16 protein-coding genes are annotated in these 15,120 nt (G+C 66.5%); 12 read left to right on the forward strand and 4 right to left on the reverse strand.

From position 1 onward, the window contains the following. Positions 1-2: 2 nt before the first annotated feature. The 5 genes from rpsK to truA all read left to right on the forward strand — a co-directional run bounded on the left by rpsK (position 3) and on the right by truA (position 3,632). Positions 3-419 (forward strand): 30S ribosomal protein S11, encoded by a 417-nt coding sequence (gene rpsK, locus A9W95_RS19580; RefSeq protein WP_067416484.1) that lies wholly within the window; start codon positions 3-5, stop codon positions 417-419. Positions 420-429: 10 nt separating this feature from the next. Further along, entirely contained in the window at positions 430-1,035 is a 606-nt protein-coding gene (gene rpsD, locus A9W95_RS19585) for a 30S ribosomal protein S4 (RefSeq protein WP_067416489.1), read from the forward strand. 84 nt (positions 1,036-1,119) lie between these two features. Then, positions 1,120-2,163 (forward strand): DNA-directed RNA polymerase subunit alpha, encoded by a 1,044-nt coding sequence (locus tag A9W95_RS19590; protein ID WP_067416492.1) that lies wholly within the window; start codon positions 1,120-1,122, stop codon positions 2,161-2,163. A gap of 28 nt (positions 2,164-2,191) precedes the next feature. Then, positions 2,192-2,794, forward strand: coding sequence for a 50S ribosomal protein L17 (rplQ, locus tag A9W95_RS19595; RefSeq protein WP_067416495.1), 603 nt, complete (start codon positions 2,192-2,194; stop codon positions 2,792-2,794). Then, positions 2,742-3,632, forward strand: a complete 891-nt coding sequence (gene truA / locus A9W95_RS19600; protein ID WP_082983205.1) for a tRNA pseudouridine(38-40) synthase TruA — start codon at positions 2,742-2,744, stop codon at positions 3,630-3,632. The genes rplQ and truA overlap by 53 nt, the downstream gene beginning before the upstream one ends. Here the strand turns inward: truA and A9W95_RS19605 are convergent. Together A9W95_RS19605 and A9W95_RS19610 are read right to left on the reverse strand one after the other, a co-directional pair. Next, the gene (locus A9W95_RS19605; protein WP_067416500.1) at positions 3,629-4,279 is read right to left on the reverse strand and encodes a cutinase family protein; all 651 of its coding nucleotides are present in this window, start codon (positions 4,277-4,279) and stop codon (positions 3,629-3,631) included. The genes truA and A9W95_RS19605 overlap by 4 nt on opposite strands. Positions 4,280-4,309: 30 nt before the next feature. Then, positions 4,310-5,140 (reverse strand): cutinase family protein, encoded by an 831-nt coding sequence (locus A9W95_RS19610; protein ID WP_067416503.1) that lies wholly within the window; start codon positions 5,138-5,140, stop codon positions 4,310-4,312. Between the two features lie 120 nt (positions 5,141-5,260). Here A9W95_RS19610 and eccB point away from each other — a divergent pair, with 120 nt between their 5' ends. After that, complete coding sequence (eccB, locus tag A9W95_RS19615; RefSeq protein WP_067416506.1) at positions 5,261-6,628, forward strand: type VII secretion protein EccB; 1,368 nt, start codon at positions 5,261-5,263, stop codon at positions 6,626-6,628. Here eccB and mycP read toward each other — a convergent pair. Together mycP and eccD are read right to left on the reverse strand one after the other, a co-directional pair. After that, entirely contained in the window at positions 6,596-7,921 is a 1,326-nt protein-coding gene (gene mycP / locus A9W95_RS19620) for a type VII secretion-associated serine protease mycosin (RefSeq protein ID WP_067416509.1), read from the reverse strand. The two genes, eccB and mycP, sit on opposite strands and share 33 nt — an antisense overlap. After that, on the reverse strand, positions 7,918-9,240 hold the full coding sequence (gene eccD, locus A9W95_RS19625) for a type VII secretion integral membrane protein EccD (RefSeq protein WP_067416512.1): 1,323 nt from the start codon (positions 9,238-9,240) through the stop codon (positions 7,918-7,920). Before eccD ends, mycP begins: the two co-directional genes overlap by 4 nt. A gap of 122 nt (positions 9,241-9,362) precedes the next feature. On the opposite strand from eccD, the gene A9W95_RS19630 reads away from it, so the two are divergent. The 6 genes from A9W95_RS19630 to A9W95_RS26970 all read left to right on the forward strand — a co-directional run bounded on the left by A9W95_RS19630 (position 9,363) and on the right by A9W95_RS26970 (position 15,102). Beyond that, entirely contained in the window at positions 9,363-10,733 is a 1,371-nt protein-coding gene (locus A9W95_RS19630; RefSeq protein ID WP_305799977.1) for an FtsK/SpoIIIE domain-containing protein, read from the forward strand. Then, positions 10,679-12,049 (forward strand): recombinase family protein, encoded by a 1,371-nt coding sequence (locus A9W95_RS19635; protein ID WP_067416518.1) that lies wholly within the window; start codon positions 10,679-10,681, stop codon positions 12,047-12,049. Before A9W95_RS19630 ends, A9W95_RS19635 begins: the two co-directional genes overlap by 55 nt. A gap of 5 nt (positions 12,050-12,054) precedes the next feature. Beyond that, a complete protein-coding gene (locus tag A9W95_RS26965) occupies positions 12,055-12,405 on the forward strand; it encodes a hypothetical protein (RefSeq protein WP_156746295.1) in 351 nt (116 codons plus the stop codon). 709 nt (positions 12,406-13,114) lie between these two features. Beyond that, on the forward strand, positions 13,115-14,242 hold the full coding sequence (locus A9W95_RS19640; protein WP_067416520.1) for an AAA family ATPase: 1,128 nt from the start codon (positions 13,115-13,117) through the stop codon (positions 14,240-14,242). Positions 14,243-14,740: 498 nt separating this feature from the next. After that, positions 14,741-14,938 (forward strand): hypothetical protein, encoded by a 198-nt coding sequence (locus A9W95_RS19645; protein ID WP_067416522.1) that lies wholly within the window; start codon positions 14,741-14,743, stop codon positions 14,936-14,938. Beyond that, positions 14,935-15,102 carry a hypothetical protein gene (locus A9W95_RS26970; RefSeq protein ID WP_156746296.1) on the forward strand — a complete coding sequence of 56 codons (168 nt, stop codon included), beginning with the start codon at positions 14,935-14,937 and terminating at the stop codon, positions 15,100-15,102. Before A9W95_RS19645 ends, A9W95_RS26970 begins: the two co-directional genes overlap by 4 nt. Positions 15,103-15,120 lie beyond the last annotated feature (18 nt).

The raw sequence follows: 15,120 nt of genomic DNA on the forward strand, positions 1-15,120 counted from the left end.
CGATGCCACCGAAGAAGGCAAGCGCGTCCGGTCCCAAGAAGGGACAGAAGACCCGCCGGCGGGAAAAGAAAAACGTTCCGCATGGTGCGGCGCACATCAAGAGCACGTTCAACAACACGATCGTGACCATCACCGACCCGCAGGGCAACGTCATCGCCTGGGCGTCGTCGGGTCACGTCGGCTTCAAGGGATCCCGCAAGTCGACGCCGTTCGCCGCCCAGCTGGCCGCGGAGAACGCTGCCCGCAAGGCCCAGGAGCACGGCGTGCGCAAGGTTGACGTGTTCGTCAAGGGCCCGGGTTCGGGCCGGGAGACCGCCATCCGCTCGTTGCAGGCCGCTGGCCTGGAGGTCGGGGCGATCTCCGATGTCACCCCCCAGCCGCACAACGGCGTCCGTCCGCCCAAGCGTCGGCGCGTCTAGGAGATAACTGATGGCTCGTTACACCGGACCCGTTACGCGCAAATCGCGCCGGTTGCGCACCGACCTCGTCGGTGGCGACGCGGCATTCGAGAAGCGCCCGTACCCGCCCGGCCAGCACGGTCGCGCACGCATCAAGGAAAGCGAATACCTGCTGCAGCTGCAGGAGAAGCAGAAGGCCCGCTTCACCTATGGCGTGATGGAAAAGCAGTTCCGCCGCTACTACGAAGAGGCGGTGCGGCAGCCCGGCAAGACGGGTGAGGAACTGCTGCGCATCCTAGAAAGCCGGCTGGACAACGTCGTGTACCGCGCCGGGCTGGCGCGCACCCGCCGGATGGCCCGCCAGCTGGTCAGCCACGGCCACTTCAGCGTCAACGGCGTGCACGTCAACGTCCCCAGCTACCGGGTGTCGCAGTACGACATCATCGATGTGCGGGACAAGTCGCTGAACACGGTGCCGTTCCAGATCTCGCGGGAAACCGCCGGCGACCGCCCGATCCCGAGCTGGTTGCAGGTGGTGGGGGAGCGCCAGCGCATCCTGGTCCACCAGTTGCCGGAGCGCGCGCAGATCGACGTGCCGCTGGCCGAGCAGTTGATCGTCGAGTTCTACTCGAAGTAACAGACTTCCGCCGCTGCGGCCGCAGCCGCGGAACACCCAAACGGCATCAAATAGCGGGTGCCGAGAAGGAGAAGAAGAAACACCATGCTGATTTCTCAGCGACCCACCCTGTCCGAGGAAGTCATCACCGACAGCCGGTCCCAGTTCGTCATCGAACCGCTGGAGCCCGGATTCGGTTACACCCTGGGCAATTCGCTGCGCCGGACGCTGCTGTCGTCGATTCCCGGCGCGGCCGTCACCAGCATCCGCATCGACGGTGTGCTGCATGAATTCACCACGGTCCCCGGCGTCAAGGAAGATGTCACCGACATCATCCTGAACCTTAAGGGCCTGGTCGTGTCCTCCGAGGAGGACGAGCCGGTCACCATGTACCTGCGCAAGCAGGGCCCGGGCCAGGTCACCGCTGGTGACATCGTTCCGCCGGCCGGTGTCACCGTGCACAACCCGTCGATGCACATCGCGACGCTGAACGACAAGGGCAAGCTCGAGGTCGAGCTGGTCGTGGAGCGGGGCCGTGGCTACGTGCCGGCCGTGCAGAACCGCGCCTCCGGAGCCGAAATCGGCCGCATTCCAGTCGATTCCATCTACTCGCCGGTGCTGAAGGTCACCTACAAGGTGGACGCCACCCGGGTCGAGCAGCGCACCGACTTCGACAAGCTGATCCTGGACGTGGAGACCAAGAGCTCGATCAGCCCCCGCGACGCGCTGGCGTCGGCGGGTAAGACGCTGGTCGAATTGTTCGGTCTGGCACGCGAACTCAACGTCGAGGCCGAGGGCATCGAGATCGGGCCGTCGCCCGCCGAGGCCGACCACATCGCGTCGTTCGCGCTGCCGATCGACGACCTGGACCTGACCGTGCGGTCCTACAACTGCCTCAAGCGCGAGGGCGTGCACACCGTCGGAGAGTTGGTGTCACGCACCGAGTCCGACCTGCTCGACATCCGCAACTTCGGGCAGAAGTCCATCGACGAGGTCAAGGTCAAGCTGCACCAGCTGGGTCTGTCGCTCAAGGACAGCCCGCCCACCTTCGACCCGTCGGAGGTCGCCGGCTACGACGTCGCCACCGGTACCTGGTCCACCGAGGGCGCCTACGACGACCAGGACTACGCCGAAACCGAACAGCTGTAACCCGCTTTTGACCTAAGGAGCGTCTCCAATGCCCAAGCCCACCAAGGGCCCTCGCCTCGGCGGGTCGTCTTCGCACCAGAAGGCGCTGTTGGCCAACCTGGCTACCTCGTTGTTCGAGCACGGCCGGATCAAGACCACTGAGCCCAAGGCGCGGGCGTTGCGGCCGTACGCGGAGAAGCTGATCACCCACGCCAAGAAGGGCACCTTGCACAATCGGCGTGAGGTGCTCAAGAAGATCCGGGACAAAGATGTGGTGCACGCCTTGTTCGCCGAGATCGGGCCGTTCTTCTCCGACCGCAACGGCGGTTACACCCGCATCATCAAAGTCGAGCCACGCAAGGGCGACAACGCCCCGATGGCTGTGATCGAGTTGGTGCGGGAGAAGACGGTGACCTCGGAAGCGGATCGGGCGCGGCGGGCCAAACCGGCCAAGAAGGCCGCGCCGGAGGCTGCGGCGTCGGAGGCGGCTCCGGAAGCGGCGGCCGCGGCGCCGCAGGCGTCGGTCGAACCGGAGGCCGTGGACGATTCGGCAGCCGAGGAGACCGCGGCAGACACCGAGGCCACGCCCGAGGCGGCCGCTGCCACGCCGCAGGCGGGCGTCGAAGAAGCCGACGAGGCTCCGGAGAATTAGTGCAGTTGTCCGTCTGCGGCTCGACATTGCCTACGACGGAACGGATTTCGCGGGCTGGGCCGCGCAAGCGGGACAGCGGACGGTCGCCGGCGTCCTCGATGAGGCGCTGACGACCGTCTTTCGCGTTCCGGTGCGGCTTCGTGCGGCGGGGCGCACCGATGCCGGCGTGCACGCCACCGGCCAGGTGGCCCACGCCGACGTGCCGGTCGAAGCGGTGCCCCACGCCTATTCCCGCTCGGCTCAACCGGGTGACCCCGAATTCCGGCCACTGGTACGGCGGTTGGCGAGGTTCTTGGCCGCCGACGTCCGAGTCATCGACATCACCCGCGCCCCTTCAGGTTTCGACGCCCGCTTCTCCGCCCTGCGCCGGCACTACGTCTATCGGCTATCCACGGCGCCCTACGGTGTCGAGCCGCAGCAGGCCCGCTATGTGACCGCCTGGCCGCGGGAGCTGGACGTGGCGGCGATGTCGGCTGCTGCGCAGGACCTGCTGGGCCTGCACGACTTCGCCGCGTTCTGCCGTCATCGCGAAGGCGCCACCACCATCCGCGAGTTGCAGCGGCTGGATTGGTCACGAGACGGGGATCTCGTCACGGCGCAGGTCAGCGCCGACGCGTTCTGCTGGTCAATGGTGCGCTCACTGGTGGGGGCGCTACTGGTGGTCGGCGAACGCCGGCGTTCGGCGCAGTGGTGCCGTGAATTGCTCTCTGCCACTGCACGTTCCAGTGACTTCGCGGCCGCGCCGCCGCACGGATTGACGATGGTAGGGGTGGATTACCCGCCCGACGACGAGCTGGCGTCGCGGGTGCTGATCACCCGGGATCTGCGGACCCGTTAAAGCCGACCCGCCACGAAGTTGGCGGCCTCGTTGGTCAGTCCCGGCACGTAGCCCAAGTGGGCTTTCCACTGGTCGCCGTCGGAGCAGATCGGATCGCCCTGGTTGCACAGGTTGAGGATCTTGGCGCCGAAACGGGGACTGAGCGCGTTCATCAGGCCACCGGCGCGCCCAGACGGGTTGCCGAACAGGGTGACCGCGGCGACGTGATCGGCCGCGTCGGCCGGCAACGGCGCGGTGAAACCCAAGCCGGGCAGCGGTGCGGCGGTGACGATGTCCATGACCGCGGCGCCTTGTGAATACCCGCCGAGCACCAGCTTGGTTTCGGGGCAATTGTTGGCCATGTGCTGCACGTGGTCGCTGGCGTCGTTGGCGCCGTCGGTGGCGGCCAGAAAGTCCTTATTCGCCGGATAATTCACGCCGTATGCCCCGACGTTCTTCTTGCTCTGCTGGCGCAGCGAACTCACCATCGCCGCGCCCACCCGGCCCAGGCCGGGCGGCTCGTCGGTTCCGCGGGCGAAGACCACCTCGACATCGGGACAGGATGCCGCCACGGCTCTCGGGGCGTGCGGGGCCGAGATGAACATTGCGGCCGCTGCGATCAACACAGCGGCCGCCGAAGGGCAGAGTTTTCGCCCGATCGATCTCATGCCGCGATATTACGGGTTATTGACAGCGCGTCAGTGCACCGCGACAACCGAACCCGGACCCTGCACAGGCGTTCCCGGGACCTGCGGGCCCAGACCGGGAATCGGTGCGGTGCCCGGCGACTGCGGCACTTGCGGACCCAATCCGGGCACCAGCGGGCTCTGCCCGGGAAGGTGCGAGGAGGACCCGGCCAGCAGCCTGCTGGCCACGAACGTGGCCGCCTGGGTGGTGTAGGCGGGGACGTAACCCTCGGTGTGGCCGCTCCATTCGTTCCCTGCCCCCGCGTGACAGATCGGGTCCTGCGGGTTGCACAGGTCGATGGCCTTGGAACCCAACAGGGGACTGGCGTTGGGCACCGCCCCGCCGGCGCGGTCGGCGACGTCACCGAAGGTGGCGACCGCGGCGATGTTGCTGGCGTATTCGGGCGGTAGCGAACTGCCCCAACTGATTCCGCCGATCGGCACGCCGGCGACGATGTCGATCACCGATGCGCCCTGCGAGTAGCCGCCCAGCACGATCTGGGTGTTCGGGCAGTTGGACACCGTCTGCTTGACATGGTTGATCACGTCGTTGGCGCCGTCGCCGCCGTGCAACTGCAGTTTGCTGGCGGCGTAATTGACCCCGTACGTGCCGATGTCCATGCCGTTGGTCTGTTGGCGCAGCGAGTCGACGAACGCGTCGCCGACGCGGCCCATGCCAGGCGGCTCGTTGGTTCCCCGCGCGAACACGACCTCGGCGTCGTGGCAGTCGGCGGCCGACGCCACCGGAACGGCCGCGGCGGGGTTTCCGACGGCGGCGGCGGCCAGTGCGGCGGCGCCTAGGCCGGCCCGACCGGCCAGGCGGCGGATGCGGAGCTGGAACATCCCGAAAATTTTACCCACAGTGGCCGACCGGGAAAAATTTCCGAACCTGTGGATGAGCGGTGACCTGCGCTGCGTGGGCGCCTTAACGTGGGGGCCGATTCGAGGACTCGTGGGGGTCATGTGTCGCGGCAGGGGACGACTTGGCTGCACGTCAGCGGTCACCGTTTACTGGTTCGGCGCCTCGAAGCGGCTTTGCTCGGTCGGGATCCCGGGAGCCTGGGCCGCGCGCACTCGGTGTCGTTGACGATCGGCTGTGTGGTGGCGGCCGTCTTGGTGGCCGGCAGCGCCGCACTGGCGGTGTGGCAGCCGCGTACCGGCCTCGGTGACGCGCGAATAGTGCTGAGCCAAGAGTCCGGGGCGCTGTATGTGCGGGTCGGCCAGACCTGGCATCCGGTGCTCAATCTGGCATCGGCCCGGTTGATCGCGGCGACGAACGCCGATCCCAGGCCGGTGCATGCCTCGGAGTTGCGTGGCACGAGTCGTGGTTCGCTGCTAGGCATCCCGGGAGCGCCCGCCAGCATCGATGCGCCGCTGCCGGGCCCGGGATTGCCGTGGACCATTTGTGACAGCACACGCGACCCGACCACTACGGTGCTGGTCGGTGCGGCGGCGGTTGACCACCTGGGCGCCGAGCAGGCCGTGCTGGTGGCGCCGGCGTCCGGTGCGCCGGCCTATCTGCTCTACCGGGGGCATCGGGCGGTGGTGAATCTCGCGGATCGGGCCGTGGTGCGGGCGCTGCGGCTCGACGGACGAACTCCGCGACCGGTGTCTCAGCCTTTGCTCGCCAGCATCCCCGAGGCGCCGCCCATCACCGCTCCGGCCATCAGCGCGGTAGCCGGGCGCAGCGCGTCGGGGCTCGCCGGCGTCGCGGTGGGAACTGTGCTGCGCATCACACGCGCGCAAGGCGAGGACTACTACGTCGTGCTGGGCAACGGCGTGCAGCGCATCGGTCAGGTGACCGCCGATCTGTTGCGCGGCAATTCGCGGGGCAGCGCCGACATCGTCACCGTGGCGCCCGAAGTTATCCGCGCCGCGGCGGTGGTCGAGACGTTGCCGGTGTCCACCTTCCCCGAGCGGGCACCCGACATCGCGGACGCGGCGACGCTGTGTGTGACGTGGACGTCGCCCCGAGCCGGCGCCGCCGAGAGCGCAATCTCGGCGGGCAACGGACCGCCGCTCGCGCACCAGCCGGTCACCTTGACCCAGGCCGACGGCCGCGGACCGGCAGTGGACGCGTTCTACCTTCCGCCGGGCCGCAGCGCTTATGTGGTCGCCCGCAATCTGTCCGGGGACGGCACCGGCAGCCGGTACCTCGTCACCGACACCGGTGCCCGGTTCCCGGTCCACGACGACGAAGCCGCACATCATCTCGGTATGTCCGCAGCACCGGTCCCGGCGCCATGGCCGATCCTGGCGACGCTGCCCGCCGGACCCGAACTGAGCCGGGAGCAGGCCTCAGTGGCCCGCGACGTCGTCGCGACGCCGTAATCGACCGGAAACCCCAATCAGCGCCAACACCACGAGGCCGATCGCCGCGCCGCCGACGGCGGTGCCGCGGTCCGCCGAGGCCCGTCGTGGGGGCGGCGCGGAAGGTGTGCTGATCGGCCGTGTCGCAGGTAGCGGGTGGGCGGGTTCGGTCTCGGTGCTGACGGCGGCCATGGCATCCACCGTGCCGTTGCCGACGAGCGGATCCCACCCGGCCGCGGGGTGGTGCGCGGTCGCTTCGATGCGGTGCATCACCTGCCGCGCGGTCCAGGTCGGGAAGCGGGCGCGGATGAGCGCGGCGAGCGCGCTGACCACCGGCGCGGCGAAACTGGTCGCCGAAATCGGTTCGTTCCCAACGCGGCAGACTAGGCCGTCACCGACCGGACTGAGCGAGGTCACCGCCTCACCGGTCGCTGCCACGTCGACCCACGGCCCGGCGAGGGTAAACGTCGACGGTGCTCCCGCGGCGTTCACCGACCCGACGGTCAAGACATAGTCGTCGTACCACGCCGGGCTGACGATCACGGTGGCGGTGTCGCGGGTGGCGTCGGACCGTTGCTGCGGGCAGTGCGCCGCGCCGCCGGTGTTCCCCGCCGCGACGACCACGACGGCGTTCTTGACGTCGACCGCATAGGCGAGCGCGGCACCCAGGGCGCGGTCGTCGAACGCGGTCGCGGTCGGAACGCACGCCACCGAGGAGATGTTGATGACCGATGCGCCCAGATCCGCGGCGGTGCGAACGGCTTTGGCCATGGTGTCCACGTCACCGACGCCGCTGCCGTGTCCCTGGGCCGCGAACTTGGCGCTGGACTGACGGATGCTGATCAGCGTGACATCGGGTGCCACGCCGCTGAACGGGTCGGTGCCGGGATCGGGCGCGCCGCCGATGATTCCGGCGACCAGGGTGCCGTGCGCGTCGCAGTCCTGGGTGCCGTCGCCGGTGAACACGTAGTCACCTCCGGGGATCAGCTTGGGCAGCCGCCGATGCCGCGACACTCCGGTGTCGATGATCGCGACCCGTTGACCGGCGCCACGGGTCAGTTGCCAGACGCGCGGCAGATCCAAGCCGGTCAGTTGGGCCGGCGGGTCCGGGGTCGCTGTCGCGGCCGGCGCTGGGGTGCACGTCTCGCGCTGCACGGTCGGTCGCGACGGGGCCGGGAATGCCGTTGCGGGAAGGCGATTTTCGTCGATCGGGGGTGGGGATACGGCGTAGGCCGACGGTGTGCCGCACTGGGCCAGCGCCGTGATCACCGCAACTGCGCCCAGGCGCGAGGCACGTGTGCCGGCCGTGCTCATCCGAGGTGAAGAGCGCGCACGGTGTCGAAGGCGCCGCTGACCCAGCAACTCACCGGGACTACCGCGATCAACGCCAGGCATTCCAGTGCGTCGATACTGCGCCGTGCCAGCGGCGACAGTGGAATCCCGGGTCCGACGAACCCGAGGTACATAGCCAGCGCGCTCAGCACGGCGGCCGACGCCGCGATCCACGGGCTGTGGTGGGGCACGCGCATGGCGGCAAGGGCGCAGGTCGCTGCGGCCGTGACGGTTCCGGTGACGGCAAACACCAGAGACTGCCTCCTGTTTCGGGTCTGCAGCAAGAAGAGGGCGCCGGTGATGCCCGACAAGGTGAGGCCCCGCGGTGTGCTGAGCGCTGCGACGGCGGCGCCGGCTGCGGCCGAGGCGCAGAACGCGGCGGACAGGCAGGTGAGCCAGCGGTCGGCGCGCACCACTTTCTCGGTAACAGCTTCCGCGAGAGTTTGGTCGTCGGCCGGTGACAACCTCGCGGCGACCAGGGCGATGCGCGGCGACAGCTCGAGTGCGGCCAACGAGCCCAGCGCACCCAGCACCCCCACCGTCGGCGGCCGCGCTTCGGTAAGCACACCCGTCAGTGCGCTGAGCGCCGTCACCGCTGCAAAGACCGTCACTGCCCTAAAAATTGTCGTGTCGCAGCGCATTAACCGAGCGGCGAGCCGGGCGGCGACCGCGGCCGACGTCGCGGCCGGCAGCACATTGAGCAGGCTCGGCGGCCCAGGAACGGCCACGAACCCGGCCACGGCGGCGTTGACGACGGCGATCAGAGCCAGCGTTTGTGCGGCCAGTGACTCTCGATACGTCCGCTGGGCGACCCCGGCCAGTGACAGGACGATGACGGCGGTGGTGGCGGCGACAGCTGCGGTTACGCCGACGCTTTGCACCGCCGGCCCGTGCAGAACCACAATCACCGCAGCCACCGCGGTGGTGACACCCGCCGTCACGGCCGCGCCGAGCCGGGTGGCGGTGCGGATGTCTTTGTGTACGAGTGTGGTCGACACCGTCTCGGCGAGGTCGTCGTTGCGTGGGGTCGGCGGCCTGCTGACCTCGTGGCTCAGGACCAACACCGCGCCATCGCGAATATCGTTTTGCGCCAACGTGGTCGAGACCGGCAGTGAAGCGGCGCCCAACGGGGCGAGGTGGTAGGACCTCGGCGGCTGCCCGCACTGGTCACCCAGCAGGTCGACGAGCGCGGGAATCAAGGTAGCGACAGGTACCGCGGCGGGCACACAGACATCCGCGGCGACAGCTCCGGCATGAATGCAAACGCGCCGCAAACCGTGATCTGTTGTCTCTAATCTCATTGCTCGGCAGAGTAATCGGAGTCCGATATGACAGTTGTGCGGCTATCCACAGGTGAGTTGCGCCCGCCGAGTGGGCCTCCCTAACGTCGTCGATCGTCATGGAACGACCGACGGAAATCGAGGTGACCGCACCGCCGGAGGTGCCCCGGTCGGTGCCCTCGGGTGTGCTGCTGCGGTTGGTGCCCGTCGGCATGTCGGTTGCCACGATCGGGGTGATGGCGGCAGCGTTGGCGTCGGGCTCGCCGGTGGCGCGCAGCCCGACCTTTCTGGCGTTTCCGGCGATGATGCTGGGTTCATTGCTGGTGAGTGTGTTGGGCGGCCGGGGCCGTCACGACATCGTCGCCGATCGACTCGATTACCTCGACTACCTCAGTGGTCTGCGCGGCATCGTCGCCGACCTGGCCACGGCGCAACACGTTTCGCTGGCCGACGCGCATCCCGACCCGTACACGTTGTGGACGTTGATCGGCGGAGCGCGCATGTGGGCGCGGCGGCCGGGTGACCCGCAGTTCTACCACGTGCGGGTCGGCCGTGGGAGTCGACCGTTGGCCACCCGGTTGACGGTTCCTCCAGGAACGCCCGCGTGCCGCCCGGACCCGGTGACCGACACCGCGTTGCGCCGGTTCCTGCGCGCACATTCCACGTTGGTCGACGCGCCCATCGCGATCCCGCTCGACGGCCCGATGACGATCGACGGGGATCCGACCACGGTGCGCGCATTACTGCGCGCCATGGTCTGTCAGCTGGCCGTGCTGCACGCACCGGATCAGGCGCTGATCGCCGCGGTGGTCTGTGAGGGCAGCCGCGCGGAGTGGGACTGGCTGAAGTGGTTGCCGCACAACCAAGGTCCGGTCGCCACCGCTGCGGCCGATCCCGCCCCGATGGTGTTCTCGACGCTGGAGCAGGCGCACCTCGTGCTCGGCGAGGCAGCGTCGGCCGCGGTGGTGATCGTGGACTCTGACGAGCATGACGACTGCCGCACCGGACGGGCCATCCTCAGGGTGGGCGTGCCGGGCGGACCGCCGACGATCCGGCGCCCGGATCAGACCCAGACGCTCGATTGCCCGGATCAGATGAGTGTGTTGGACGCGGTGGTGTGTGCCCGCCGCTTGGCCGCACACATACCCAGTGCGCGTGGCGGTGTGCACTCCAGCCTGTGGGAGGAACAAGACGACCGGCTCTGCGTCTCAATCGGGTTGACCCCCGAGGGTATGGCCGTCGAGCTGGATATCAAGGAGTCCGCCGAGGGCGGCATGGGTCCACACGGGTTGTGCGTCGGCGCCACCGGCTCGGGCAAATCCGAATTGTTGCGGACCGTGGCGTTGGGCATGATGGCCCGCAACTCCCCAGCGGTGCTGAACCTACTGCTGGTCGATTTCAAAGGCGGCGCCACCTTCCTCGACAAGGAAAGTCAACAAGTACACGTTATGCTGCAGGGGTGCGCGCAGCGATCTATACACGCATCAGCGACGACCAGACCGGCCGCGGCTTAGGGGTTGCACGGCAGCTCGAAGACTGCCAAGCGTTGGCTGACAAGCAGGGTTGGAACGTCACGACAACCTATGACGACAATGACATTTCGGCTTACAGCGGTAAGACGAGGCCCGGTTTCGAAGCGATGCTCAAGGCAATGGCGGCCGGGCAATTCGACGCCCTATTGTGCTGGCATACCGACCGGCTCTACCGCAACATGCGCGACCTGGAACGGGTCATCGAGCTTGCTGACGCCAAGCGGATCGAGATTCGCACTGTTCAAGGCGGGACCCTAGACCTCTCGACGAGTGCCGGACGGATGGTTGCACGCATCCTGGGCTCGGTCGCAAGGCAGGAGAGCGAACACAGCAGTGAACGGCGCAAACGCGCCAACGTACAGCGAGCTGCGAGCGGGCAGTGGGTCGTTGCGCGCCGCCCTCTTGGCTACACAATGGACGGCACTCCCCTTGAGCCGGAGGCGTCAGCGATCCGGCAAGCGATCACCGACGTCTTGGCCGGTAAAAGCGTGCGCGCAGTCGCGCGCGAGTGGAACGAATGTGGGCCGCGAACGACGGGCAGCGCGACGACATGGCGATCGCCGATGGTTCGGCGCGTGCTGATGAATCCGAGGTATGCGGCACTGGTGGTGCATCAAGGCAAAATAGTCGGTCCGGGGAAGTGGAAGGCTCTGATCGACGAGGACACTCACCACGGAATTGTTGCCTATCTGAGTGACCCGACGAGAATCAACTACGTTGGCTTCGAACGAAAATATCAGGGGTCCGGTGTCTACCGTTGCGGCGTATGCGGTGCCGCGTTAGTTCACTTCGTTCCCGCCGGGGCAAGGCCACGGGCGTACTCGTGTACGCAGAGGCATGTCCGCCGGCAGGGCGAAGCGCTCGATAAGTACATCGACGCGATCGTCGTCGAATGGTTATCGCGGACTGACATCGAGAAGCTGATCGAGCCCGCCGACGTGGACGTGGCCAGGTTGCATGCGCAGCGCACAGCACTGCGGGTACGCATGGACGAACTGGCGAGTCTATTCGCCGAAGGTTCGATTACGGCGCCCCAGCTCAAACGTGGAACCACCCAGTTGGCCAACAACATTGACGCGTTGGAGTCTGAACTCGCGGCTGCGACCCGAGGCAATCCGGTAAGTACTCTTGTGGACGGCTCGCAGAGTGGCTTTGGTTTGGAGAAGCGTTGGGCGGTAACAGCACCTGATATCCGCGGCAAGGTGATCGACCAACTGCTGACAGTGACCGTCAACCGATCGCCGCGCGGTCTGCGCCGATTTGATCCCAACTACGTCGACATCGGGTGGAAGGTGTAAGTCCCATGACCGAACGCCGCTCAATCAACACGCTCAAGGTCATCTGCGACGACCATCCCAAAAGTCCCGGAAAGAAAAGCACCTGGGTGTTCACCCGTGATGACGAAGGCGCATGGCGCCTAGACCCGTGTGGCCCGAGCCGTACCGGCCTGTATGACGATCCTGAACGTGATGGTTACCGTTTCGACGTGGCATGCAACCTCTGCCCCGACAAAAGGTTGGAGTTCAAGGAGAACGGCGATATGCAGCGGGTGCTCGACGCAGCTGTGCGCGTACTTCTCGAGTTAGGCGAGACACGCGAAGTTCCAACTGTCCCGTTGCGCATGCTAACCCTGTTAGCATCAAGAAGGACCTAGCAGGTTCCCCCTGGGCGGTGGCGGGGTAATCCACCGAATTAAGCCTCCTCAGCGGGAGGGGTAATCACCCCTTCCCAGGAGGCTTTTCCGATGTCATGGACGCATGAACGCGCCCGAGTCGCCTCACTCACCCGCGCTATCAACAATGGCGAGCGACCTGCCGACGACCCAGAACTCACAGAAGCCCGCCGCAATCTACGTGCGCTCCGTCTCGAAGAGCACGTCAATCGTGTACTCGCCCAAGCACCCCCGCTCAGCGGCGAGCAGCTCGACCGCATCGCCGCACTGCTACGAGTCGGAGGTGCAGTGTGAGCAGCCCGCCAGAACGAGAAAGCCGCCCCGCGGGCAACGAGGCGGCATCCCAAACAGCAGCAGTAATGAAGAGTGTACCGCCTGGTCGGCCCATGTGCATGCCATGCACTCGGCAGCACCCGCAAGATACCGCCGGCCAACTACGTCGGCGCCGCGACGCGTCACAACGGGTGGCTCCACTGGACTGCGGATGTCCTGATCCGTGGCCGTGCCGCTGCTCGGAACCGCCTCTTTCGGAGAGAATGATCGACGCCGGACGCGACGCCGCGCGCCATCTATTGGCTACTGGCCAAGTACCGATGCTCAAGTTTGAGGTTTTGAAGGCACTTTGGCGCCGCGGCGGTGATGATCGTGCTCTCGCCGAACAAGTGTGGACACTCACAGGCGGTGCTGTCGCGTGACCGATTCCTCCGACGTTAGGACGCGTGCGCTCGATGCAGTCGCGCGGAATAGTGGCGGTGCAATCTCGTCTGAGGCTGTCGAGCCCGACTGGCCACTGGACGATCCCGGGCCGCTCGAGCCTGAATGGTCGCGGTCACGATCGCGAGAGAGTGGCCGCCTTATCGGCGTAGCCGAACAGCCGGCGTACGCCGACAGGTTGCTTTGCCGTTCAGCACTGCGCGCACTTCCGGACCCGGAGCCACTTATCGCTGGCGTTCTCGATAAAGGGACGGTTGCGCTCCTCTACGGCAAGTGGGGTACAGGGAAGTCTTTCATCGCCCAGGACTGGGGGTTTTCGGTCGCCACCCAACGGCGCTGGCAGAACCGAACCAGCGTGCGCGGCCGCGTCCTTTACGTTGCCGCCGAAGGCGCATTCGGGTTAAGGGGACGTACCGACGCCTGGGAGACAGGGTGGGGGCTGACAGTTCCAGATAACGCCTTTCATATCTTGCCCCAACCGGTGAACCTGACCCGCGCAGTAGATGTCGCGAATCTTCTCGCGATCGTGAGCTGGAACGGCTACGACTTCGTCGAACTGGATACCCTCTCTCGTTGCATGGTCGGCGCCGACGAAAACAGCGCGAAGGACTGTGGCCTCGTCGTCGACATCCTTCACCGCGTCAGAGAGCACACCCCAGGCGGCCGCGGCACCGTGCTGGGGGTTCATCATGCGGGAAAGGACGGCAAGACATTTCGCGGCTCATCAGTCTTCGAGGCTGGCGCAGACACGGTGTACGCCGTACTCCACGACGAAGACGACGGCGCGATAGTTCTCAGCAGAGAGAAGCGGAAAGACGGACCGCTCAGTGACATTCACCGGCTGAGACTCGACCCCATTGAGGGCACTGGGTCGTGCGTCATATCTGTCCACCGCACAGGTGGACAAACAGAGCGCGCAGACAAGCTCTTGTCCACCTTTGTCCACTACTTCATGGACACCGGGGCTAGCAAAGCTGAGCTTCGCACCATCGCCGACATGCCGCCCGCAACCTTCCACCGCGCCCTATCTGACCTCGTCAGAAGCGGCGACCTCGTCAACACCGGCACCGAGAAGCGGCCGTTCTACAAAGCGGCCAGCCAATGAATCTGTCCACCTTGTCCACCCTTTGTCCACCTTGTCCACCTATTTGTCCACCCGTTGGGACCCCTAAAAGGGGTCCCAACAGCCGGGTGGACAAACGCGGACAAACTAATTCGCGCACGCACCCTCTTCTCAGAAAGCGAGTTGTCACCATGAACCTGTCCGGCGACGACATCGAGTACGCGTTGTATTGCGTGGTCGAGACTATCGATCGGCGCCGGCGTGCGGGGATTTGCGTGCCGCCCTGGATGCATCAACTCGGCCAGCGATTCAACCTTGCGTCCCTGACCAGCGAAATGTCCCCTAGCGGACATGAATCTTGCACCGACAGTGAAGGATTGGAGTCGGATCTCCATGTCGGGTCCAAGGAGGCGGCGCATCTGCTGGGCCTGTCGACCAGACAGGTGCGCCGCCTCCGCTCAGACCTCGACGGCGAGACCGTCGGCGGCCGAATGGTTTTCAAACGGTCAACCGTGATCGAGTACGCGCAGGAAAGGCGAAATGGGCATTGCAGAAGCATTCCGGGACCATCTCCGGAGCCTGAGCGACGATGAGTGGAACCAGCTTGTCGCCGAAGTGAGACCACCCAACCCGGAATCCCACATACCACTGCCCAATGAGGTTGAGCAGTCCGGGCGCATCGGTACCGGCCGCAACGAGGGTCTGGCCGAGGCCAAGCGCCGCGGCTACATCCAATGAGCCCGCCCAGCATCGACGACGCCGAGCTCCACCGCGCCCTTGAAGAAACGAACAAGATTCAGAGAGATCGCAACGGACGACGCAGCCCGTTCCCCAGCGACGGCGTGCTCACCGAGCTGTGGCGACGCGGCTACATCGACGAGAAAGGCGAACCCATCAAATGACCGCACCACTGCCACCCC

Source organism: Mycobacterium sp. 1423905.2 (genome assembly GCF_001673155.1).
Lineage (GTDB): Bacteria > Actinomycetota > Actinomycetes > Mycobacteriales > Mycobacteriaceae > Mycobacterium.